At 67.3% G+C, this 22,823-nt stretch carries 19 protein-coding genes and 2 pseudogenes; 8 read left to right on the top strand and 13 right to left on the bottom strand.

Annotation, left to right across the window (positions count from 1 at the left end; translation table 11 throughout):
- Positions 1-801, top strand: an 801-nt coding sequence (locus OZ671_RS25765; protein WP_268863362.1) for a dihydrolipoamide acetyltransferase family protein, incomplete at its 5' end; no start/stop codon positions are given.
- A 4-nt stretch (positions 802-805) separates the two neighbouring features.
- Positions 806-2,203 (top strand): dihydrolipoyl dehydrogenase, encoded by a 1,398-nt coding sequence (gene lpdA / locus OZ671_RS25760; RefSeq protein WP_268863361.1) that lies wholly within the window; start codon positions 806-808, stop codon positions 2,201-2,203.
- 100 nt (positions 2,204-2,303) lie between these two features.
- Here the strand turns inward: lpdA and OZ671_RS25755 are convergent.
- From OZ671_RS25755 to OZ671_RS25745, 3 genes and pseudogenes are all read right to left on the bottom strand, one after another.
- Positions 2,304-2,582: pseudogene (locus OZ671_RS25755) on the bottom strand (type II toxin-antitoxin system RelE/ParE family toxin); the annotation flags it as partial.
- Positions 2,583-2,606: 24 nt separating this feature from the next.
- Positions 2,607-2,797 (bottom strand): annotated as a pseudogene (locus tag OZ671_RS25750) (ribbon-helix-helix domain-containing protein); the annotation flags it as partial.
- Positions 2,798-2,897: 100 nt separating this feature from the next.
- Positions 2,898-3,500 (bottom strand): nuclear transport factor 2 family protein, encoded by a 603-nt coding sequence (locus tag OZ671_RS25745; protein WP_268863360.1) that lies wholly within the window; start codon positions 3,498-3,500, stop codon positions 2,898-2,900.
- An 87-nt stretch (positions 3,501-3,587) separates the two neighbouring features.
- Between OZ671_RS25745 and OZ671_RS25740 the strand changes: the two genes are divergently transcribed.
- Together OZ671_RS25740 and OZ671_RS25735 are read left to right on the top strand one after the other, a co-directional pair.
- Complete coding sequence (locus OZ671_RS25740; RefSeq protein WP_268863359.1) at positions 3,588-4,361, top strand: IclR family transcriptional regulator; 774 nt, start codon at positions 3,588-3,590, stop codon at positions 4,359-4,361.
- Between the two features lie 149 nt (positions 4,362-4,510).
- Complete coding sequence (locus tag OZ671_RS25735; RefSeq protein ID WP_268863358.1) at positions 4,511-5,485, top strand: Bug family tripartite tricarboxylate transporter substrate binding protein; 975 nt, start codon at positions 4,511-4,513, stop codon at positions 5,483-5,485.
- A 13-nt stretch (positions 5,486-5,498) separates the two neighbouring features.
- Here the strand turns inward: OZ671_RS25735 and OZ671_RS25730 are convergent, their stop codons facing one another.
- Positions 5,499-6,188: a TetR/AcrR family transcriptional regulator gene (locus OZ671_RS25730; RefSeq protein WP_268863357.1), complete on the bottom strand. Its 690-nt coding sequence runs from the start codon at positions 6,186-6,188 to the stop codon at positions 5,499-5,501.
- Positions 6,189-6,467: 279 nt separating this feature from the next.
- Here OZ671_RS25730 and OZ671_RS25725 point away from each other — a divergent pair, with 279 nt between their 5' ends.
- The 3 genes from OZ671_RS25725 (at position 6,468) to OZ671_RS25715 (ending at position 9,059) form a co-directional block, all read left to right on the top strand.
- Positions 6,468-7,274 carry an SDR family NAD(P)-dependent oxidoreductase gene (locus tag OZ671_RS25725; protein ID WP_038301740.1) on the top strand — a complete coding sequence of 269 codons (807 nt, stop codon included), beginning with the start codon at positions 6,468-6,470 and terminating at the stop codon, positions 7,272-7,274.
- 74 nt (positions 7,275-7,348) lie between these two features.
- Positions 7,349-8,470, top strand: a complete 1,122-nt coding sequence (locus tag OZ671_RS25720; RefSeq protein ID WP_268863356.1) for a DUF5938 domain-containing protein — start codon at positions 7,349-7,351, stop codon at positions 8,468-8,470.
- A gap of 166 nt (positions 8,471-8,636) precedes the next feature.
- On the top strand, positions 8,637-9,059 hold the full coding sequence (locus tag OZ671_RS25715) for a hypothetical protein (protein ID WP_268863355.1): 423 nt from the start codon (positions 8,637-8,639) through the stop codon (positions 9,057-9,059).
- 35 nt (positions 9,060-9,094) lie between these two features.
- Here OZ671_RS25715 and OZ671_RS25710 read toward each other — a convergent pair whose 3' ends face one another.
- A complete protein-coding gene (locus OZ671_RS25710) occupies positions 9,095-10,693 on the bottom strand; it encodes an ABC-F family ATP-binding cassette domain-containing protein (protein WP_268863354.1) in 1,599 nt (532 codons plus the stop codon).
- A gap of 307 nt (positions 10,694-11,000) precedes the next feature.
- On the opposite strand from OZ671_RS25710, the gene OZ671_RS25705 reads away from it, so the two are divergent.
- Positions 11,001-11,954, top strand: coding sequence for a hypothetical protein (locus OZ671_RS25705; protein WP_268863353.1), 954 nt, complete (start codon positions 11,001-11,003; stop codon positions 11,952-11,954).
- A gap of 214 nt (positions 11,955-12,168) precedes the next feature.
- Here the strand turns inward: OZ671_RS25705 and OZ671_RS25700 are convergent, their stop codons facing one another.
- The 8 genes from OZ671_RS25700 to tssB form a co-directional block, all read right to left on the bottom strand.
- Positions 12,169-13,632: a hypothetical protein gene (locus OZ671_RS25700; protein WP_268863352.1), complete on the bottom strand. Its 1,464-nt coding sequence runs from the start codon at positions 13,630-13,632 to the stop codon at positions 12,169-12,171.
- A 180-nt stretch (positions 13,633-13,812) separates the two neighbouring features.
- Positions 13,813-16,443: a type VI secretion system ATPase TssH gene (gene tssH, locus OZ671_RS25695; RefSeq protein WP_268863351.1), complete on the bottom strand. Its 2,631-nt coding sequence runs from the start codon at positions 16,441-16,443 to the stop codon at positions 13,813-13,815.
- On the bottom strand, positions 16,440-17,477 hold the full coding sequence (gene tssG, locus OZ671_RS25690; protein ID WP_268863350.1) for a type VI secretion system baseplate subunit TssG: 1,038 nt from the start codon (positions 17,475-17,477) through the stop codon (positions 16,440-16,442). Before tssG ends, tssH begins: the two co-directional genes overlap by 4 nt.
- Complete coding sequence (gene tssF, locus OZ671_RS25685) at positions 17,474-19,438, bottom strand: type VI secretion system baseplate subunit TssF (RefSeq protein ID WP_268863349.1); 1,965 nt, start codon at positions 19,436-19,438, stop codon at positions 17,474-17,476. The genes tssG and tssF overlap by 4 nt, the downstream gene beginning before the upstream one ends.
- Entirely contained in the window at positions 19,435-19,995 is a 561-nt protein-coding gene (gene tssE, locus OZ671_RS25680; protein WP_268863348.1) for a type VI secretion system baseplate subunit TssE, read from the bottom strand. The genes tssF and tssE overlap by 4 nt, the downstream gene beginning before the upstream one ends.
- Before the next feature lie 127 nt (positions 19,996-20,122).
- Entirely contained in the window at positions 20,123-20,602 is a 480-nt protein-coding gene (locus OZ671_RS25675; protein ID WP_038301731.1) for an Hcp family type VI secretion system effector, read from the bottom strand.
- A 100-nt stretch (positions 20,603-20,702) separates the two neighbouring features.
- The gene (gene tssC, locus OZ671_RS25670) at positions 20,703-22,196 is read right to left on the bottom strand and encodes a type VI secretion system contractile sheath large subunit (protein ID WP_268863347.1); all 1,494 of its coding nucleotides are present in this window, start codon (positions 22,194-22,196) and stop codon (positions 20,703-20,705) included.
- A gap of 44 nt (positions 22,197-22,240) precedes the next feature.
- Positions 22,241-22,759, bottom strand: coding sequence for a type VI secretion system contractile sheath small subunit (tssB, locus tag OZ671_RS25665; protein WP_268863346.1), 519 nt, complete (start codon positions 22,757-22,759; stop codon positions 22,241-22,243).
- Between the last annotated feature and the right edge of the window lie 64 nt (positions 22,760-22,823).

The following is a 22,823-nucleotide window of genomic DNA, read 5'->3' as shown; positions in this document are numbered from 1 at the left end:
CGCGGCACCGGCCCGGCCGGCCGGATCGGCCATGAGGATCTCGACGCCTTCATCGCACGCGGCCCGTCCGGCGAACGGGCGAGCGGCCTTGCCGAGAACCATGCCGTCGAGGACATCAAGGTGGTGGGCCTGCGCCGGCGCATCGCCGAGAAGATGGCGCTGTCGAAGTCGCGCATCCCGCACATCACCTATGTCGAGGAGGTCGACGTCACCGCGCTGGAGGACCTGCGCGCGGCGCTCAACAAGGCCAAGCGCGCCGATCAGGCCAAGCTCACCCTCCTGCCCTTCCTGATGCGCGCCATGGTCAAGGCGCTGGCCGACCAGCCGGGCCTCAACGCCCTGTTCGACGACGATGCCGGCATCATCCACCAGCATGGCGGCATCCATATCGGCATTGCCGCCCAGACCCCGACCGGCCTCGTCGTGCCGGTGGTGAAACATGCCGAAGCCCGCGATCTCTGGAATTGCGCCGCGGAGGTGAACCGCCTGGCCGACGCCGCGAAGGCCGGCACCGCGACGCGCGAGGAGCTGACCGGCTCGACCATCACCATCACCTCGCTCGGCGCGATGGGCGGCGTGGTGACGACGCCGGTCATCAACTATCCGGAAGTCGCCATCGTCGGCGTCAACAAGATGATGATCCGCCCGGTCTGGGACGGCACGGGCTTCATCCCGCGCAAGATGATGAACCTCTCCTCCAGCTTCGACCATCGTGTCGTCGACGGCTGGGACGCCGCGGTCTTCGTCCAGCGCCTCAAGACGCTGCTCGAAACCCCGGCCATGATCTTCGTCGAGGGCTGACGCGATGAAAGAGATTTCCTGCAAGCTGCTGGTCATCGGCGGCGGCCCGGGCGGCTATATCGCCGCGATCCGCGCCGGCCAGCTCGGGCTCGACACGGTGATCGTCGAGAAGCGCAAGCTCGGCGGCACCTGCCTGACGATCGGCTGCATCCCCTCCAAGGCTCTCATCCATGCGGCCGAGGAGTTCGACAAGGCCAGCCACATGGCCGCCGGCACCAGCCCGCTCGGCATCAGCGTGGCGAAGCCGGCGCTCGATCTCGGCAAGACCATCGCCTGGAAGGATGGCATTGTCGGCCGCCTCAACAGCGGCGTCGCCGGTCTCCTGAAGAAGGCGCGCGTCAAGATCGTCGGCGGCACCGCCCGCTTTCGCGACGGCAAGACCGTCGAGGTCGAGACCGAGACCGGCCTGCAGGTGATCCGCGCCGAGACGGTTGTCATCGCCACTGGCTCGGCGCCGGTCGAACTGCCTTTCCTGCCCTTCGCCGGACCGGTCATCTCCTCGACCGAAGCGCTCGCCCTGACGACGCTGCCGAAGGCGCTCGCCATTGTCGGAGCCGGCTATATCGGCCTCGAGCTCGGCATGGCCTTCGCCAAGTTCGGCACCGCCGTGACCGTGGTCGAGGCCGAAGCGCGCATCCTGCCGCAATATGACGCCGAGCTGACCCGGCCGGTGGCCAGGCGCCTTGCCGATCTCGGCGTCGAGGTGCTGACCGGCGCCAAGGCCAAGGGGCTCGCGCCGAAGAACGACGGGCTGCTGGTCGAAACCGCCGCCGGCACCGACCGGCGCATCGCCGCCGACCGGATCCTCGTCACGGTCGGCCGCCGGCCGGTCACCGAGGGCTGGGGGCTCGAAGAGCTCGGCCTCGACATGGACGGCCGCTTCATCCGCATCGACGACCGCTGCCGCACCTCGATGCGTGGCATCTATGCCATCGGCGACGTGACGGGCGAACCCATGCTCGCCCACCGCGCCATGGCCCAGGGCGAGATGGTCGCCGAGATCGTCGCCGGCCATGCCCGCAGCTGGGACAACCGCGCCATCGCCGCGGTCTGCTTCACCGATCCCGAGATCGTCACGGTCGGCCTGTCGCCCGATGCGGCGCGCGCCGCCGGCATCGAGGTGAAGACCGGCCAGTTCCCGTTCACCGCCAATGGCCGCGCCATGACCATGCTGGGCGAGGCCGGCTTCGTGCGCGTCGTCGCGCGCGCCGACAATCACCTGGTGCTCGGCATCCAGGCCGTCGGCCAGGGCGTCTCGGAACTGGCCGCCGCCTTCGGACTGGCGCTCGAAATGGGAGCTCGCCTCGAGGACATTGCCGGCACGATCCATGCCCATCCGACCCAGGGCGAAGGCTTCCAGGAGGCGGCGCTGAAAGCGCTCGGCCACGCGCTGCACATTTGACAATGAAATGGCCTGCCCTGTCGCGCCGACGTGCTCTGCAGGGCAGGCTGTCTCGGGAAGCGCAATCCAATCCCGGCAGATCTCGGCTCGACGCCGCTTCCGCCCAATCCTCGTGCCCGTGACGCACACGGACAATGAGAACGTCGCCATCCTCGTCAATACGATAGATCACCAGATGCGCCCTGAAGGGATGAATACGCATCGGCGGCGATAGTTCATGGCGCTCGCGCGCCATGCGCGGACTGCCGGCAATCAGGTCGCAGATGCCGAACAGTTCGCCATGGTACGGCCGGGCTTGTGCAATGCCGAACAGGCGCACGCCATTCTCGGCAATGCCGACAATGTCCTCTTCAGCCGCGAGGGAAAGGCGAAACCCCACCGTCGATCGCCGCGCGGAGTTTCACGCGCGTGCCAGCGCCGCCGCAAACAGGTCGTCCGTGGTCCTGTCGCCGATGCCGCTCTTCAAGCCTTCGTCGACAAGACGCCGCATGGCGGCAATCCTGTCGTTGCGCTCCTGATACCGGCGGATCAGGTCACGCACATAGTCGCTCGCATTGGCGTAGGGTCGGGCAAGGATACGTTCATCGTCGCCATGGCGGTCTCCCTTGGCATCAAGGTCGTTTGCCAAAGCTTGTCAAAAAATTGATCCACCGGCCGACCGGCGCCTATCCTGCCATGTCGCCTTTCGCCACGCTCAGCGCGCCGGACCACCCTCGAGCCAGCCGCGGCCGCGCGCATAGAGCGCCTCGACCTCGGGGCCGCTGAGCCCAGGCATGTCGCGCTTCACGCGATAGCCGATCTCCTCCTGGATATAGGCCAGATGGCGGTAGCCGGCCGGCAGGGCCGCCAGAACCTCCTGCTTGAGGCTGAGCCGCGCCGCCGGATCGACCGGATCGATCCGGTCCTTTTCGTAGATCGGCTGGCGCAGGACGACACCCCAGCGCCCGTCGCGCTTCTCCACGAAGTCGAAGAAGCGCCCGGTGCAGACGACGTCGCAGAGGACGCCGTGCACCTCGGCGCGCTGGGAGATGGTCATCTTGGTCTGGGCGATGGCCCGGGTACCGGCGAGCTCGATGCTCATCCCGCCGAGGAAATGCAGGATGCTGACGCCCCGCGACCGCCCCTCGCGGCTGACCTTGATGAAATCCGCCGCCGGCCCCTGAAACCAGGTCGCCGACATCCAGCCGTCGTCGTGCCAGACGGTCGCGAAGCGCTCCCAGTCGCCGGCATCACGCCAGACCGCCCAGTTTTCGATGAGCTCGCGAATGATCAGGCGATCCGTCAGAGATGAGTCCATCGGGTAGGATCCTCGGCTGCCGGCCTCCCGCATTCTGGACAACCAGGTCGGCCGCATATAGTTTATACTCATAAACCGGTTCACCAAATGAAAACCGAGCCGACTGCCGCCGTCAAGTCCGCCGACCGCGCCCTCGACATTCTCGAACATGTCGGCGACGCCGCCGAGCCGCCGTCCTTTTCCCGCCTCATGGCGGATCTCGCCATTCCCCGCAGCAGCCTGTTCCACCTTCTGAACACGCTCCTGGCGCGCGGCTATCTCGACCAGGACCTGGGCAGCGGGCGCTATCGCCTCGGCCCCAGGGTCGCGATGCTCGCCGGGCGGATGGCCGGGCCGCCGCTCGCGGTCCTCGTCCAGCCGGTGCTGAACGACCTGAGCCACCAGCTCAACGAAACCTCCGGCTTCTACATGCGGGCCGGCGACCGGGCCGAGACGATCGCCTCGGCCGTCGGCAACCAGGCCCTCTCCTATACGATGAGGGTCGGCGAGCGGGCTCCGCTCTATGCGGTTTCCGCCGGCAAGGTGCTGCTGGCGGCCTTGCCGCCGGATGAGATCGCCAGCTATCTGGAGAGCGTCGGCTTCGACGAGATCACGCCTGCCACCATCCGCTCCAAGGACCGGCTGCGGGAAGAGATCGCCGCGGTGCGCCGCGATCGTTTCGCCTATTCGCGCGAGGAGTTCACGCCGGGCATCACCGGCATCGCGACCGCGGTCCTGCGCCACGGCGTCGTTTGCGGCGCGCTCAATCTCGCCGTCCCGACCGCACGCTTCCCGCAGAGCCGCGAAGCCCTGTTCCGGCGCCACCTGGAGGCGAGCGCCGCAGCGCTCGGCCGTCTTCTCGATCAGAGCCGGGCGGCCTGACACGCGCCTGGAAGGCTGCGACGCGCCGGCAGCCTTGCCGCCATTGACGGCAGGTCGCCTCTGTGTTCAGTTCATAAATAAGAACAGTTTCACAGATGAAACTCGGCAAGTGCAAGGCACCGCCGCGAAACGAGCCTGGGGAGGCCGTCATGATTCTCTCGCGCCGCGACGCGCTGGCCCTCGGCGCCGCCGTCGCCGCTTTTCCGGCACGGGCCGCAGACTATCCGAGCCAGGCGATCAAGCTGATCGTGCCGCAGCCGGCCGGCGGCGGTTTCGACACGGTCGCACGCATTCTCGCCGACCGGCTGGCGCCGCGCCTCGGCCAGGCGGTGGTGGTGGAGAACCGGCAGGGCGCGGGCACGATCGTCGGCACGCAGGCCGCGGCGCAGGCCGCCGCCGACGGCTACACGCTGCTGCTCGGCGGCCTCTCCAACATCGCGCTCAACCCCGGCCTCTATCCGTCCCTGCCCTATGATCCCGAAAAGGACCTCGTGCCGGTCGGCCTCGCCGTCAGCTGGTCCTACACGCTCATCGCCCGCAAGGACCTGCCGCAGCCCGACCTCGCCGCGCTGATCGCCTTTGCCCGCGCCAATCCCGGCCGCGTCACCTATGCCTCCGCCGGCCGCGGCTCAGGGCAGCACATCGCCGCGGCGGTGACCGAACATCTCGCCGGCGTCAGGATGACCCATGTGCCCTATCGCGGCGCCCAGGCGGCCTATCAGGACCTGATGGGCGGGCGGGTCGATCTGTTCTTCGACATTTCCTCGACCGCCCGCGCCCAGGTCGAGGCCGGGACGGTCAGGCCCCTCGCCGTCTCCTCGCGGCAGCGCCAGCCGTTCCATCCCGACGTGCCGAGCGTCGCGGAGACCGGCATCGCCGATCTCGACATGGAAAGCTGGTTCGGCCTGTTCGCGCCCGCCGCGACGGCGCCCGCCATCCTCGAGCGGCTGCGCCGCGAGCTTGCCGCCGTGCTCGCCCTGCCCGATGTCGACACCGCATTCGCGCGCACCGGGGGCCGGATCCTGAGGCTCGGCGCGGAGGAGACCCGCGCGCAGATCCGCGGCGACATCGAGCGCTGGACCCGGCTGATCCGTGCGGCCGGGCTCAGCGAGGCGGCAAACTGAGACGCGAGTCTATTCAGGCGACGAGCGGAAACAGGCGCCGCAATTCGCCGGCAAGGCTTTCGGCCGCGGCATCGTCGCCGGCGAGCTGCCGGAGCAGGTGGCGCTGGAACAGGCCGTCGAAGAGCGCATAGAGAGCGGCCGGCGAGACCGCCGGCTGGCGACCGTCGAACGCCGCCAGGCGCGCCAGGATGCGCCAGATCATGTCTTCCAGGCTCTTGTCGATGGCCTCGACATCGTCCTGGAACGCCTTCTCGAACAGCGCCTGCGAGCGCAGCTCGTACCAGAGCCGGTGCATCGGCGCCTCATCGCGCAGCGTCTCGCCGAGTTTTTCCAGAAAGCCTTCGATCAGTTCGTCGCGGCCGCGCGCCGTCACCGTGATCTGGTCGTAGCGGCTGACGCAGCGCGCCTTGTAGTGCTTCACCGCGCAGCAGATCAGATCGACCTTGTCGACGAAATAATAATGGAAGACGCCGTGCGAGAACTCCGAGTTCTGGGCGATCTCGCGCAGGCTCGCCCGGGCAAATCCGAGCTCCGCCAGCGTCTGCAGGGCGGCATCGGCAAGCTCCATGCGGCGTTCGTCGAACCTGTTGACGCCGGCGCGCTCCTGTCGCCGTGCCACGGCCCCGGCCGGCCCGCGCTTGGGGGCCACCGCGGTGCCGCGCCTCGCCGCATGCTGGCGCACCGTGCTGCCTGTGACTGCCATTGCTGCCGCTACACTGTCCTCGACCGCCTCCATTTAGGCGCCGGCGCCCGGCTTGACAACATCGAGGGCCGGTGCCGGCGGCATGACGCCGGGATCGTGCCGCCGAACCGGCGCCGGACCAGCTTCGGGGGCTCCTCGCCCCGCCAGGTTGCGCGCGCCGCCTTCTTTGACAGATGTCAAAATCAATCTTGACACATGTCAAGTTTCGTTCCGGAATGATCGGAACACCCATCAAGGGAGCCGCGGCCACGAACGGCATGCGCACGGGAGGAGGAACGGATGGCTGGACAGTTCGATCTGGCGGGCCGCAAGGCCCTGGTCACGGGCGGCGCCCGCGCGATCGGCGCAACGATCGCGGAGGCGCTCGCGGAGGCCGGCGCGGCGGTCGTCATCGGCGACATTCTCGACGATGTCGGCCGCCAGACCGCGGCGAAACTGGCGTCCAAGGGCGCCAAGGCCGGCTATGTCCACCTCGACGTGGCCGATGACGCCCAGTGGGAAAAGGCGGTGCCGGAGGTGATCGGCCAGATCGGCGGTTTCGACATCCTCGTCAACAATGCCGGCATCGAGGTCACCGCGCTGGTGTCCGAGATCGACGCGGCGAGCTTCCGCCGCATGCTCGACATCAACGTCCTCGGCGTTGCACTCGGCATGAAGCACGCCTTCAGGGCGATGCGGCCCGGCGGACCGGCCGGCGCGGGCGGCGCCGTGGTCAATATTTCGTCGGTGGCGGCGACCATCGCCTTCCCGGCCATATCCGGCTATTCCGGCAGCAAGTCCGCGGTCGACCGCATGACGCGCATCGCGGCGGTCGAAGCCGGCAAGCTCGGCTACGGCATCAGGGTCAACTGCATCTATCCCGGCCTGATCGCCAATGAGATGGGCGTGAAGCTTGCCCAGGACATCGTCGCGCTCGGCCTTGCGCCCGATATCGACGCGGCGGTCGCCGATGTCGTCGGCCAGACGCCGCTCGGCCGGCTCGCCGTCATGCCGGAGGTGGCCGACGCCGCGGTGTTCCTCTGCTCCGACGCTGCCCGGTTCATCACCGGCGCCGGCCTGCCGGTCGATGGCGGCATGGGCACGTGACGCCGCACCGGCGCCGTTTCCGCGGTCTGCAACCACAGCCTTCGAACCGACCCTGATCAGGAAGGAGCCACACGATGAGCGGCAAGCGACCCGTCGTCGTCTACGGCGTCTCCGGCTATACCGGGCGCCTCGTCTGCGAATATCTGCGCGAATACAACATCCCCTTCATTGCCGCGGGCCGCGACAAGGCCAAGGTGCAGGCCGTGGTCGACAAGATCCCCGGCATCGAGACCGCCGACTGCGAGGTGGTCGGCGTCGAGCACACGGTCGAGGCGCTCACCGAACTGTTCCGGGGCGCGCGATATGTCTCCAACATGGTCGGCCCCTTCATCAAATACGGCTCCGAAGTGGTCGAGGCCTGCCTTGCCGCCGGCTGCCACTATTCCGATACGACCGGCGAACAGGACTGGGTGCTGCTGGCAAAGGAGAAATGGGGCGCGAAATTCGCCGAGAAGAACCTGCTGCTCGCGCCCAACATCGCGCAGATGTACACGACCGGCGAGATCGCCGCGAACATCGCGCTCGAGACGCCCGGCCTCGACACGCTCGACATCCTGGTGTTCTGGAAGGGTTTTCCGACCTACGCCTCGACCCAGACCATCTTCACCATCCTCAAGGCGAAGTGGTTCCACATGGTGCAGAACAAGTTCGTCGAATGGGACGTGACCGCGCGGGCCGACGTCGTTGTGCCAGGCCAGCACGAAACCGCGATCGCCGTCCCCTGGGGCGGCACGGCCCATCCGGTCTGGTTCAAGGATGACCCGCGCGTCGCCAATGTGCGGGCGCTCGGCGGCGTTCTGGCCCGCGAGGTGATGGAGGGCGTCGTGCAGACGACCCAGATGGTGAAGGAGACCATCCGGCCGCTGCCGCTCGACCAGCAGGAAATCGAGCTCGGCAAGATCGCCGCCTCGCTGCAGGCGGCGATGCCCCCGCGCGAGAACCCGCGCATCAACACCTCGATCGATTCCGTCTACGCCTCCGGCCCGCTCGGCCGCAGCCATGTCGTCATCCACGGCAACTGCAACTACAAGCAGACGGGGCTTCTGCAGGCCTATGCCGGCTATTCCCTGCTGCAGCAGGCGCCGAGACGGGTCGGTTTCGCCTCCGGTTGCCAGGCCTTCGGCTACAAGGAGCTGCTCGGCCAGTTGCGCGCCTTCGGGCTGGTGATGAATCCGATCGTCACCGTTCACGCCTGAGCGAAAGAGCCTGCATCGTGGCCATGCCGGCGCCCGCGGTCACCCGCGGGCGCCGACGCTTTTGCGCAAGGCTCGGCAAGCCTCGGCAAGCCGAACCGATTGCGGTGCTGGCGCGCCCGGTTCACGCTGCCTTGCGAGCCACCGCCACCATCGACGAGGCCCTGCCATGACGCATTCACGCCTTCTCGCCAGCCTGGCCGGCGCCGTCTGCACGGTCCTGGCCACGCAGGTCGGCCGGGCCGAGCCAGCAGCCCGGGCGGAACCGCCGCCGACGGTCCGTCTCGCTCAGGCCGGATCCGTCGTCTATTCCGGCCCTGGCCGCTGCCTCCTCGAGATCAACGGCCGGACATATCTCGCGGGAGCCTGCCAGATCGAGCAGGGTTCCGACACTTTGCGCGCGCTGCCGCCGAACGGCCGGCTCCCGGGCTATTTCGGCTACCTCGTTTTCGACGACGCGACACAGGCCGAGGGCTACTGGAACGGCGAGCCCCGGGCGAGCCGCGCCCACAGCCGGCTCGGCACGATGCGACGCGACGGCGATTGCTGGGTCAATGCCGGCGCCCGGATCTGCGCGACTCCGGCACGATGATAGCGACGGGGCGGCTGGGACATCGAGAAGCGCGGCTAGTGAGCCGGCTCCTGCACCGGCAGCACGAGCCTCCGGTCGAGGTCCAGCGCGGCGAGGAAATCCTCGTCGTGGCTCACCACCATCAGCGCGCCGCCGAAGCCGGCGAGCGCCGTTTCGACCGCCGCGATGGCGGCGAGGTCGAGATGATTGGTCGGCTCGTCCAGGATCAGAAGGTCGGGCGGCCGGTCGCCGGCCAGCGTCGCGGCAAGACCCGCCCTCAACATCTCGCCGCCGGAGAGATGTCCGACGGGGGCGAGCGCCGCATCGGCCCGGAACAGGAAGCGGGCCAGCGCCGCGCGGCAGGCATTGTCGTTGCAGCCGGGATTGAGCCGGCGGAAATTGTCGAGGATCGACGCCGCGGGATCGAGCAGCGCCACCTGCTGGTCGAGCATCGCGACATGCCCGGCGCGCCGGATGGTCCCGTCGACCGGCGTGATCAGTCCTGCGGCAAGTTTCGCCAGGGTCGATTTACCCGCACCGTTCGGACCGACGATGGCGAGCCGGTCGGCGCCGGTCACGTCGAACGACAGTCCGCGGATCGCCGGGCGGCGCGGATCGGCACCACCCGTCACGCGGTCGAAGGACAGGATCACCTTGCCATGGGCCGCGCCGCCATTGCCGACGGCGAAGGCCAGCGGCGCGACGGTCTCGACCCGCCTGCGCGCCTCCGCCAGGGCGCCCTCGGCCTCCGCGCGCTGCCGGTCGGCCAGCGCGTGGCCGCGCCCGGACGTCTTTTCGGCACGGTCCTGACGCGCGTCGAGCAGCAGCTTGCTGGCCCCCGCCTTGGCGCGCGAGCGCTTGCCCGCGCCGTCCCTGCGCGCCTGGCGCTCGGCGGCGAGCTGGGCGCGCTCGGCCGTGGCGGCAACCGCCCTTTCCGCGCGTCCGAGCTCGCGCTCGGCGGCGGCGACGTCCTCCGCCTTGCGCTGGGCATAGAGATCCCAGCCGCCGCCGTGGACGCTCGCCCCGAGGCTGCTCAGTTCGACGATCCGGTGCATCCCGCGCAGCAGGTCCCGGTCATGGCTGACGACGACGGCGCCGCCGCGCCAATCGGCGAGGAAGCGGCGCAGCACCGCCCGGCCTTCGCGGTCGAGATTGTTGGTCGGCTCGTCGAGAACCAGGAAGTCGATGGGATCGATCGTCAACCCGGCGAGCGCAAGGCGCGTGCGCTCGCCGCCGCTGAGGCTCGCGAGCGGTCGGTCGAGGGGCACATGCGCGAGGTCGAGCCGCGCCATCGCCTGGGCGAGACGCGTCTCCAGCGTCCAGTCCGGTTCCTCATCGGACGCATCGGCGAGGCCGGCGACCGCCCGCGCGAGCTGATCCAGCCGCGGGCGGATGCCGAGGCCGTCGGCGACCGTCTCGTCCGCGCCGACCTGAACGACCTGGCGCAGGACGCCGATCGTGCCCTGGCGCTGGACCGCACCGGCCGCGGGTGGAAGCTCGCCGCAGATGAGGCGGATGAGGGTCGACTTGCCGACGCCGTTGCGGCCGACGAGACCGGTCAGCTCGCGGCCGAAGCTGAGGTCGAGATCGCGGAAAAGCTCACGCCCGTCGGGCGTCGCATAGGCAAGGGAGAACAAAGTGATGAAGGCAGGCATGGCGGACCAAGGGAACGAGGGCGTGGCGATGGGATCCTTCGCGCGTCCTCAGTCTCATCGGTCGTCCTCCCGTCATGCCCCGTGAAAGCCCCGGGCAGCCCTGCGGCGCCGCCGACATAGGCCGACATGCGGGCATGATCAAGGCAGCACGGGGGTGAAACCTCGCTCGGTCAGACTGTGGTCCAGCGCACAGTGCAGAGCATCCGGCCGGGACTACTGGCATCGAAGGCGGCCGCCAGACTGCTGTCGCCGGACCATCGAGAACAGACGACGCCCGCCGGACCTTGACGTGCGATGGGAGGCATCCATGCCGCATTTCCGCAAGATCGGCTGGGACCAGGTCGGCTTCGACGCGGACCGGAGCCTTCAGCTCATTCCGGTCGGCCGGCAGGCGACCCTTTACCTCGTCGCCGGACCCGGCCTCGACGTTCAGGTCGACGACGACACCGTGGTCAAGCTCAATGCCGGAACCAAGGACGACCGGCAGGCCCATGGCGCGGGCGGTCTCAGCGCCTGGGAGAAGGACCAGACGATCCGCAAGATCGTGCTGACCGCGTCCAGCAAGCCCGATGCGACGACGACGCTGAGGGCCCTGCTCGACGGCCGGGATTTCGCCAAGCCCGTCGAGATCCAGACGATCATGAACAGCAATTGGTGCCAGGCCGGCGCCAAGACGGCCGCAGTGACCCCTGCCCTCATGGCCGAGCTCAAGCGCATGCCGCTGCGCGACGCGGTCATCCGCATCGCCGAGGACCAGATGAACAGCGCCATCGCCAAGCAGGGCGACGGCTTCGGCGTCTACGACATCGACAAGAGCTACAACTGGTGCGGGGCCTTCGCCTACTGGTGCTGGGCCCATGCCGCGGCGGTGCAGGGCGAGTTCAATCCGTTCGGCCCCAGCAACAATGTGCTGTTCTCGCCGCAGAAGGCGATCCATTGGGCCATGAAGCCGGAATCGGCCGGCCAACTGCTGCGCTATTCGGGAACGAGCCCGATGGACGGCAAGGGCCACCAGGACTATCGCGAGATCGGCTGGAACGGCTGCAGCCTGGAACGCGGCGACATCGTCCTGCTGCGCAAGGCCCATGCCGGCGACTGGAAACATGTCTGCCTGGTCGACACGGTCGAGGGCGACGCGCTGACGACCATGGACGGCAACCAGGGCAAGTACAACGCCATCAAGCGCACCAGGCGCAGCCTCAGCGCCATGACGGCCGACGGCAAGGCCCCGGCGCTGGTCTTCGTGCACGCGATGATCTGAGGTGAACGCCGGGACAACGGCTGTCACGCTCCCGGCTTGTCATGCAGGCGATGACAGCCTCCCGGACCCAGGAGCAAAACCGCGGCTTCGACACCCGTCAGCCCCGGAAATCTGGCTGTCGCCGACATTCTTTTTCAGCACAACTCGAAGGCACAGATCCAACCGCCGACAATGACATCTCAGTATGGCTGGACAGCCCCGAGATAATGTTGGTTCAATTTTCGGAATCGAGGTCGGCCTGCAGCTTTTCGAGAAACTTGTTCAACTTCTCCAATGGATCTTTCATTTTTTCCAGCTCTTGCTTGGCGCCAGGCTGCAACAGTTCCAGGGCAATGAGATTTGCTTGAGCATCATCCAATAGAATCGCAATCCGGCTATCGGTCTTGAATTTCTGCTGAACGTCCTTTGCGAGTTGCCCGACCGTCTCCTTCGCGACTGTCAGGAAGCCGCCCGGCAGATGCAGGGCGGTGACGAGGAGCGCGCATTCGATGGTGACGAACAGTATTCGTCCCATCGTTATTTCGATCATCGTTTTTCCCGGTGACGCCTTTCCAAGCAGCATTTTGTCAACGCCGCCCACACCACGCAATATCCTTCCAAGGCAAAAGGCGATGTTTTCCGGATTTGTCACTGTCTCCTTAAGCGCACTGACTATTTCCTGACCTGCAACCTGGCCGATCTTCGCAATCAGGACGGACCATAAAACTGGACAATGATCATTGATATATTTCAACGCTCGGAAGGCTTGCGGTGCGGCGTCATAGGCATCTCCCACAAGTTTCGGATGTGCGCCGCCCCACATGACCAAGACGATGATCTTTCCGGCTACCGCTTCCACGGGGCCAACCAAAAGCCCCTGGATGAAGCCCATGACAATATGCGTGACTCTCACCAGCGGCTTTGCCGCGAGCATGCCTTCGATGATGCCGTCGAGCAGAACCTCTCTGGCAAAGTCAGCGGTTGGGACGGACCAGAGCGTATCTTCCTGCAGATAGACAATATGGTCCCAACCTGTAGAAACGATCAGGCGCTTGGATTTCCCCCAAATATCCCCCTTGCGGACGATCAGAGCACCCCAGGGCGTGGGAAAAGGGGCCATTTCGGGCTGTGGCGTATTGAGCAATTCACGCGCACGCCGCCGCGCTTCCGGCCCTGAGACGATCCAGCTCGGCGGGTGATCGATGTGATTTTCGAGCTTCCCCGCAGTCAATCGGAAAACAGCAGAGCGAAAAAAGCCCTGATGCGACTCGACTTGATCCTTTCTCAAATGAAGCAGTCCGGCGTCGATCCTCGCCAGGTCATCAGCAATTTGAACGGTGTTTGGATTTATCGTCGTTTTGTCGATAGTCGGATCGATCTTGGCCTCGGCTTCAAACATGCGTATCGCCGCCATGGCGGAATTATAGGCTCGTTTTCCGGCAAGATCTTCGTTGAAAGCCCTAGGTCCGGTCGAGCTTGCCATTCCGAGAACCGATAAATTGTATTCGCCCTGCCCCATGGCACGCACGGCATTGATCATATAACGAACAACCTTGCCTCGGATGACGGCCGCGTGTCCGGGAAGTATTTCAGCCTTGTTCTTTTCAAAGAAAAGAAAAAGATTACCCTTGATGACAGCATGGTATTTATCATGACTCGGAGGTAATTCCTCCTTATAGAAAAGGAAATCTTTTGCCATCCCACTCTCCTACGATGATTTTGGACAAAGCGGAGAAATTCGAAACGATGACGCCTGGCAGGCGCAGGTCCATGCCGGACGTCCCGCGCGTTCGTCCGAACGAATGGGAGGGCCGCGAGACATCAATCGGATCAGCGGCTCGACACCATTTCCGCGGCTCGAGCGCACCTCGTTGAACCGTCAGCTCACCGCAAAGGAGAACTGACCGTCTTCGGCGACGCCGACGCGCGCCGTCGTCCACTCCCGCCTGTCGATCTGCTGCTTGAGGATCTGCCGCGACAGCTCCGGCAGGATCCGGTTGGTCAGGATGTTGTCGATCATCCGCCCGCCGCTGGCGGGGTCGTTGCAGAGCCCGACGATCGCCGCCACGACGGCCTCGTCATAGGCGAAGGCCGCGCCGTGATTGTCGCGGATGCGCCGGCCGATGCGGTCGAGCTGCAGCCTGACGATGCCCGCGAGCATGTCGGGCGAGAGCGGCAGGTAGGGAATGGTGACGATCCGCCCGAGCAGGGCTGGCGGAAACACCTCCAGGAGATCCGGCTTCAGGGCGGCCGCGAGCTTTTCCGGATCGTCGCGATACTCCGCCTTGCCGGCGAGATGCATCAGCCGCTCGGTGCCGACATTGGAGGTGAGGATGATCAGGGTGTTCTTGAAGTCGATGCGCCGGCCGCTGCCGTCCTCCATCACCCCCTTGTCGAACACCTGGAAGAAGATCTCGTGCACGTCAGGATGCGCTTTCTCGACCTCGTCGAGCAGCACCACCGCATAGGGCCGCCGCCGCACCGCCTCGGTCAGCCGGCCGCCCTCGCCGTAGCCGACATAGCCCGGGGGTGCGCCCTTCAGCGTGGAGACGGTATGGGCCTCCTGGAACTCGCTCATATTGATGGTGATGACGTTCTGCTCGCCGCCATAGAGCGCCTCGGCGAGCGCCAGCGCCGTCTCGGTCTTGCCGACGCCGGACGGGCCGCACAGCATGAACACGCCGACCGGCTTGTTCGGATTGTCGAGCTTTGCCCGGTTCGTCTCGATCCGCCTGGCGATGGCGGCAAGGCCGTGCGACTGGCCGACCACGCGCCGGTTCAGCCCCTCGGCGAGCGTCAGCACCGCCTCGATCTCGTCCTTCACCATCCGTCCGACCGGAATGCCGGTCCAGGCCGAGACGACGGCGGCGACCGCCTCCTCGTCGACATGGGGATGGATCATCCGGCCTTCCGCCGGCAATGCGCCGAGCGCGGCGCTGCGCTCCTTGAGGCGTGCGCGCGGCTCCGCGCCGTCCTCGGACGCGGGCATGCCCGAAAGCTCCGCCCGCAGCGCCAGGATCTCCTCGACGAGCGCCTTCTCCGCGGCATGGGCCGCCTCGGCGGCGCCGAGCCTTTCCATCAGCGCGGCGATCTCGCCGTCGATCTCGGCCATCCGCGCGCCGGTATCGGCACCGAGATCGACATCCTTGCCGAGCGCATCCCTCTCCTTCTCCCGCGCGGCGATGGTCGCGCGGGTCGCCTCGATCGCCGCCGGCGTGGTCGTCTGGCTGACCGCGACGCGGGCACAGGCCGTGTCGAGCAGGCTCACCGCCTTGTCGGGCAAATGCCGGGCGGGAATGTAGCGCTGCGAGAGCGTGACGGCCGCCACCACCGCGGCGTCGGCAATGCGCACGCCGTGGTGCTTTTCCATCGGCGCCAGAATGCCGCGCAGCATGTCGCAGCAGCGCGCGGCATCGGGCTCGTCGACGGCGACCGGCTGGAACCGGCGCGTCAGGGCGGGATCCTTCTCGATATGCTGGCGATATTCCGACCAGGTGGTCGCCGCGACGGTCCTCAGCGTGCCCCGCGCAAGCGGTGGCTTCAGCAGATTGGCGGCATCCCCCGTGCCGGCCGCGCCGCCGGCGCCGATCAGCGTATGGGCCTCGTCGATGAACAGGATGATCGGCACAGGCGAAGCCTGCACCTCGTCGATGACGGCGCGCAGCCGCTGTTCGAACTCGCCCTTCATCGAGGCACCGGCCTGCATCAGCCCGACATCGAGCGCGCAGAGCCGCACGCCGCGCAGGAGCGGCGGCACGTCCTCGGCGACGATGCGCTGCGCGAGGCCCTCCACCACCGCGGTCTTGCCGACGCCGGCTTCGCCCGTGAGGATCGGATTGTTCTGGCGCCGCCGCAGCAGCACGTCGATCACCTGGCGGATCTCGGCGTCGCGCCCGAGCACCGGATCCATGCCGCCGGCGCGCGCGCGAGCGGTCAGATCCTGGCTGAAGCGGTCGAGCGCGGTCGTGCCCTTCTGGCCGGGCGCGGCGTCGGCCGCCATGGCGCCCGACCCGTCCATCGGCCGCATGCTGTCCTCGACCGAGCCGCTCCAGATCGCGCGATGCTCGGCAGCGAGCGTGTCGGCATTGATCTTCTGGAACTCGGGCGAAATGGTCACCAGCGCGCGCCGGAGGTCCATCGACTTCATGGCCGCGAGCAGGGCATGCCCGGTGCGGATCTGCAGCTCGCCGAAGAACAGCGTCGCGTAGTGCCAGCCGCGGTCGAGCAGGTCGACCATGGCATTGGCGACACCCGGCATCTCGCTTTCGTTCCTGCGGAAGCCGTTGATGGCCGCGAGCGTGTCGGCGCCGAGCCGGGCGCGGTCGAGCTTGAAATGGTCGAGGGTGAGACCGAGGTCGCTTCGCTCGGCCTGCAGCACCTGATGCAGCCAGTGCGCCAGTTCGAGATTGCGGTTGCCGGCGGTCTTGGCCTGCCGCAACGCCTGGATGAAGGCGTCGTAGCCCACCCGGTTCAGCTTGCCGGCGACGGTCTCCAGGCTGATGTCGGTCATCGGCGCGATCCTTGTGCTGAGGCGGCGGCCGCCCGCCGCCGCTTGGCCCGTTCATGCACGTCGAAACGGGCGTCGGTGCGCAGCGCGCCCGGAGCCTCGGTCCAGTCCGGAGCCATCCAGCTGGTCCAGCCGAGGCGGCCGGCCTCGCCGAGGCGCATGGGCGCCGCCTCGCCGGCGGGCAGGGCCAGCTCGACGTCCCATTCCAGCTCCTCGCCGAGATAGAAGCTGACGAGATCGTCGAGCTGGTCGGCGCGCCGGCGCCCCGGCAGATAGGACTCGTATTCGGCGAGCGTCGCGGCGAACAGGCGGATGCGGAACTTGTCCGAGACGCTGTAGGTGCGCGAGCCCAGCATCAGGCTGGCGCCGAGACCCGCATTGGCACCGCCGAGCCGGCTGCGGTCGGCGGCCTCCAGCACCTGCCAGCTGCCGACGAACTCCTCCACCTCGCAGCGCAGGCCGAACACCCCCGATATCAGCGTCGCGAGGCGCGAGGCGCTCTTGGCGCCGGCGCTCATCAGCCCGGCAAAATGCAGCTTCAGGGCATCCGGGACGGTGCCGAGATCGCGAGCTCCGGGTGAGCCGAGCCCGATCGCGGCGCCGAGATAGGCCTTGAACCGGTCGGCCTCCGGCCGGTCGGCCTGGGCGATCGGGCGGACATCGGCCCAGGCCCGGTAGAACAGCTGCAGGAAGCGGTTGTTGAAGAGGTCGGCGAAGCGCACGAAGGCATCATCGCCGCGCAGCTGATAGGCCTGGGCCTCCTCGGTCAGGGCCAGCGGCTGGGCGCCCTGCGGACCGAACTGGCCGAGGAAGCGCACCGACAGCCGCAGGCGGCCCTTGCGGTCCGGCCGGGCAGCCGAGAGGTTCGAGGCCGGGAAGGCCAGGAACGGGTCCTGGCCGAGACAGACATAGTCCTCGCGCGCCGCCGCGCTGTCGCCGATGCGCGGGCGACCGGGGTGCCGCGCCTCCAGCATGCGCATCACCGCGAAGAAGTCGTAGAGCTCCGGGTTTTCGGTGAGGCCCGCCGGCAGCGTCATAGCGGCCTCCTCAGGCCCATGCGCGGCGGCCAGCGCATCACCTCGCCGCGCTCGGTGCTGCGGATGACGGTCTGGGTGAACTGATTGAGATGGCTGTATTCGGCGAAGAAGCGGTCGAGCACGGCGCCGAGCAGGAAGATGCCCGAGCCTTCGAACGCCTTTTCGTCGAAGCTGACGGTCACCTCCAGTCCACGCGCGACGCCCGTGCCGTCGCGCCGCTGGACGCGCCGGACCACCGGCCGGCTCGCCACCTGGCGGATGCCCCAGATGCGCCGTTCGGCGCTGCCGTCGGCAATGTCGGCGAAGATGAACAGCGTCTCCTTCAGCATGCGCGCATCGCCCCCGGCCTGGTCCTCGACGAGGCCGAGATGGTTGAGGCTGAGCAGGTTGAGCAGCCGCCAGACGGTCACGCCGGTCGACCAGGTCTCGGTGCGCCCGCGCCGTTGCGACACGATCGGCTCGCGCGGACGGGTCGGCCCGGCCACGCAGGCCACTTCCAGCTCCGTATCGTTGAGCAGGCGAAAATCGCCGCCGGCGCCGCCGACCGGCAGAAGCTCGGGCAGATGGCGGTTGGAGCAGAGCGCCCTGACCGACAGCTCGACGAGACGGTCGTCCTCGGTCTGGCCGAGCGGCGAGGAGATCGCCAGATACATCTCGGTGCCGACATAGTCCGACGGCGTGCCGTAGCGCCGTTCCGCCGAGGTGCGCCGGCGCGGCAGCCGGCGCACCGTATAGGCGAGCTGGTCGGGACCGGCCGGCCCTTCCAGAGCCGCGCCGTAAAGCGGTGGCACGGGGATGCGCTCGCGGCCGCCGGGGCGGTGGGCATGGACGCTGAGAATGCGGTGCGGCTCGTAGTCGAGCGGCCGGCCGCGGTCGGGCACGACATTGTATTCGTGCAGGCCGGTCTTCACCGGCAGCCGGTCGGTGGTCTTCTCGAACAGATTGACCGCAGGCGCCGCATAGAGCGCCAGGACCTCCGGCGTCACGAAGGCCGGGAGCCGGGGATTGGCCTCGTCGAAACCGAAAATGATGTCGATCGTGCGCGCCTTCAGCCGCGGCAGGATCGTGTCGAGGCCGGTCAGCGCGAAACCGATGAACTTCCGCGGCAGGACGAAGAATTCGCGCAGCAGCTCGAAGCCCCGGAAGGTCCGCTTGTCGGCCGGGAAGAGCTGCTCGTCGTCGCCGAAGCCGATCTGCTCGAGCCCGACGCCCGGCGCCTCGATCACGACGGGATCGCCGAGGGCGTCGAGGCTGCGAAAATGGATCGACCGGCAATGGGCGAAGATCTGCTCGTAGAGGGCGATCGCATCGGCCTCGGCGCCCAGGATGTGCACGGGCAGGCGCGTCGTGCGGCAGCCGGCGAACAGTGCCAGCGGCTCGGCCAGGGCCGCCGCATCGTCGGGCTCCTCGGCCGGGTCGGCGAGGCTGCGATGGGTCAGCGACAGGACGAGGCCGGCGGTCACGCCGCGCCCGACGGGGACGCCCATGGCCTGCAGCGGCGCCGGCGTCGCGACATACTGGGCTCGCGTGATTTCGAACGGCCAGAGGGTGACGGCCTGCGACAGGCGGAAGCGGCAGGCGACCTGGCGCTCGCGTTCGACATGGACCGCGTCCATCGCTTCGCCCGCCGCGATCACCTGGCCGTCGCGCAGGGCCGGATCGCCGAAGCGCGGGCGGATCCTGACCAGGGCCGTGGAGGCGATCGGCGCCAGCGCATTGGGCAGGAGCTGCTCGAGCAGGTTGCCGGTCAGCTCTGGAAATTCGTGCTTCATCTTGAGCTGGACCCGGGCGGCGAGGAAGGCGCAGCCCTCCAGGAGGCCGGCCACCATCGGATCGGCGCGTTCGGTGGTGAGGCCTCCGAGCCGCTGGGCGATGTCGGGATATTCCTCGGCGAACTCGCCGGCCTGCTCGTAGAGCAGCAGGAGCTCGCGATTGTAGAGATCGAGGAATTCGCGGTTCATGAGGCCGATGCCCTGGCAATGTTGATCTTGCGGCTGTCGACGTCGATGTCGGCGATGAACACGACGGGCACGTCGACCGGCTCGCAGGAGAGGTCCGCGCTGATCTCCAGCCGCACGTTGAGCGAAGGCTCGTCCACCCGGACGACCTGCTTGATCCGCAGCGTGCCGGCGAGAAGCCGCGGCTCGTGATGGCGGATCGCCTCCTCGACGTCGCGCGCCAGCCGGCCGTCGGCGGCCTGGTCGGCGAAATGCGCGGTCACCTCGCGCAGGCCGAAATTGAGCACGGAGCGGCGCACCGCGTCGAAGCCGTCGAGGTCGATGGCCGAAGCGAGGCTGACCGTATTGACGAGATTGGCGAGGTCGCGCGCGACCTCCTGGCGCAGCGCGCCTTCGGTGATCGGCGGGCGTCCGGACAGCCGCGTCGGCCTTGCCTGCCGCGGCGCGTCGCCGGCTGCCGCGTCGCCGATCCTCGGCGCGAAGCTGCGCTCGGCATGGGCGCTGCGGAAGGCGTGCATCAGCGGCGGCGAGAGCCTGTCTTTGCTGCGCTGCGGTCCCAAGACACCCCCCATTCCTCGCGTCGGAATGCGTCATGCGGCGCGAACGGCAATGGCCTTGCGGGTGCGCCGCGGACGCAAGGCGTCCGCGGCGGATCCTGCATGGACGGCGGCCGCCCGCGCCGGCGGCTCAGGCGGTGACGTTCTTGGCGACGTCCCAGCCCATCTCGTTCTTGCCGCTGCCGGAGCCTTCCGCCTTCTGCGGCGTGTAGGCGACCTTGAACTTGGCGAAGTTCAGCGTCAGGCTTTCGCTCACCAGATCCCCGGCATTGCTGCCGCTGGTCTGGAAATTCGTGATGAGGATGTGCTCCATGTCCACCACGATGTATTCGATCGGCTTCTGGCCGCCGGCCTTGCGCACGACGATCTTGCCCTTGGCGATGTGATCGCCCTTGCAGAGCTTCAGCATGAGCGTCGGCGTCGACTTGTCCGAATGCTTCATGATGGAGATGTCCTGGACCTGCACCTTGCCGGCGCCGCTGCCGGTCGCGACGTGACCGGTGCCCTGCTGGTGCATGCCGAAGCTCCAGGATTCGATGTCGATGGCGTTCGTCTTGATCGCCGACTCGCCCTGCACGCCGTCAAGTTCGAGATACATGTCTACAGCCATGGATGCCTCCTTTGGTGGCCGTATTCAGGGATAGGCGAATGCTTCAGGGGCCGATGTGCGCCGGCACACGCCGCAGCGGGCGGCGCGGCGCACGCCGCGGTCAGCCACTCTTCGCCGGCAGGCGCGAGACCAGGCTGAGACCGATATCCATGCCTTCCAGCTGGTAGTGCGGACGCAGCATGAACTTGGCGAAGTAGTAGCCGGGGTTTTCCTCGTTCTCGATGATCTCCACCGAGGCCGCGGCGAGCGGCCGGCGCGCCTTCGTCTCCTCGGAGGAATTCATCGGATCGCCGTCGACATAGAGATGGATCCAGTCGTTCAGCCAGCGCTGCAGCTGCGACTTCTCCTTGGTCGAGCCGATCTTGTCGCGCACCATGCATTTCAGGTAGTGCGCGAAGCGCGACACCGCGAACATGTAGGGAAGGCGCGAGGAGAGGTTGTCGGACGCGGTCGCCTCGTCCGTCATCCGCTTCTTCGGCCGATACACCGACTGCGCGCCGATGAAGGCCGCCTTGTCGGTGTTCTTGCGATGGATCAGCGGGATCAGCCCCGACTTGGCAAGCTCCGCCTCGCGCCGGTCGGTGATGGCGATCTCGGTCGGGCATTTCAGGTCGATGCCGCCCTCGTCCGTCGGGAAGGTATGGACGGGCAGGTTGATCACCTCGCCACCCGATTCCACACCGCGGATGCGCGTGCACCAGCCCCATTCCTTGAAGGCGCGGTTGACATTCGTGCCCATCGCATAGGCCGCGCTCATCCAGGCATATTTGCTGCCGTTGTGGCCGTCGGTCTCCTCCTCGAAGCCGAACTCCTCGATCGGATCGGACTTGGCGCCGTAAGGCAGGCGCGCCAGCACGCGCGGCAGGCAGAGGCCGAGATAGCGGGCATCGTCGGAGTCGCGCAGGCTCTTCCAGGCCGCATAGTCGGGCGTCTCGAAAATGGTCGAGAGGTCGCGCGGGTCGGAGAGCTGGGTCCAGCTGTCCATGCCCATCAGGGTGGGGTTGGCCGCGGCGAACAGCGGGCAGTGCGCGCTGGCGGCGATCTTGGTGAGGCTGCGCAGCAGCTGGATGTCCTGCGCCTCGTGCGAGAATTCGTAGTCGCAGACCATGGCGCCGAAGGGCTCGCCGCCGAGCTGGCCGAACTCCTGCTCGTAGACCTGCTTGAACAGCGGGCTCTGGTCCCAGCGCGCGCCGGGATAGCTCTTCAGATTGTTATTCAGCTCGGTCTTGCCGACATTCATGAACTTGATCTTGAGGGTGGCGTCGGTCTCCGAGTTGAAGACGAGATAGTTGAGGCCGCGCCAGGAGCTTTCCAGCTTCTGGAACTCGGGCGCGTGGATGATCTCGTTCATTTGCGCCGACAGCTTCTCGTCGAGCCGGGCGATCATCTCGTCGATCGTTTCCAGCACGTCGGACTTGACGAGCGACTGGTCCGCGAGCGCCTCGCGCACCAGCGTCGCCACCGCATTCTCCACCTCGGTCGCCGCCCTTTCGTTGCGCGGCTTGAAGCTCTGCTTCAGGAGCGTGGCGAACTCGTCGACGTCGCGCGTGGCGACGCCCGGTTCGGCTGCGGATTTCTGCAGTTCCTGGGCCATGGTCTAATCTCTCCTGATCGATGCCGACAGCGCCGCGGGCGCCTTCATTCGGCTCCGTCCGTCTTGCTCGTGGCGGCGCTGCGGTCGCGCAGGGCGGCCATCAGCTCGGGATCACTCAGCAGCTCCCTGAGGCGGTTCTCCGCGCCCACCTTGCCGTCCATGTAGCGCTGCAGGTTCTTCAGCTGCTCGCGCGCCTCAAGGAGCTTCGCCACCGCGGGGACCTGGCGCGCCACGGCCGTCGGCTTGAAATCGTCCATGGTCTGGAAGGTGAGATTGACGCCGAGCTTCTCGCCGGGATCGCCCAGCTTGTTGTCGACGCGGAACGACAGGCCCGGGGCGATCGCCGCCATGCGCTTGTCGAAATTGTCCATGTCGATGTCGAGAAACTTGCGCTGGCCGACCTCGGGCTTCTCGACCGTCGAGGCATTGCCGGAGAGATCCCCGAGCACGCCCATGATGAAGGGCAGCTCGATCAGCTTCTCGGAATTGTAGGGATCCTCGTAGGTGATATGCACCCGTGGCTTGCGGTTGCGGCGAATGAATTTCTGGCCACTGTCGCTCATGGCAATTCCCTTCCGTTCGCGTGGGATGCGTTGGATGACGACTGCGATATGCGGATCTGCGAGA

Source organism: Phreatobacter sp. AB_2022a, assembly GCF_026847585.1.
GTDB lineage: Bacteria > Pseudomonadota > Alphaproteobacteria > Rhizobiales > Phreatobacteraceae > Phreatobacter.
Note: the sequence above shows the minus strand (reverse complement) of the source record. Positions and strands in the feature narration are given on the sequence as shown.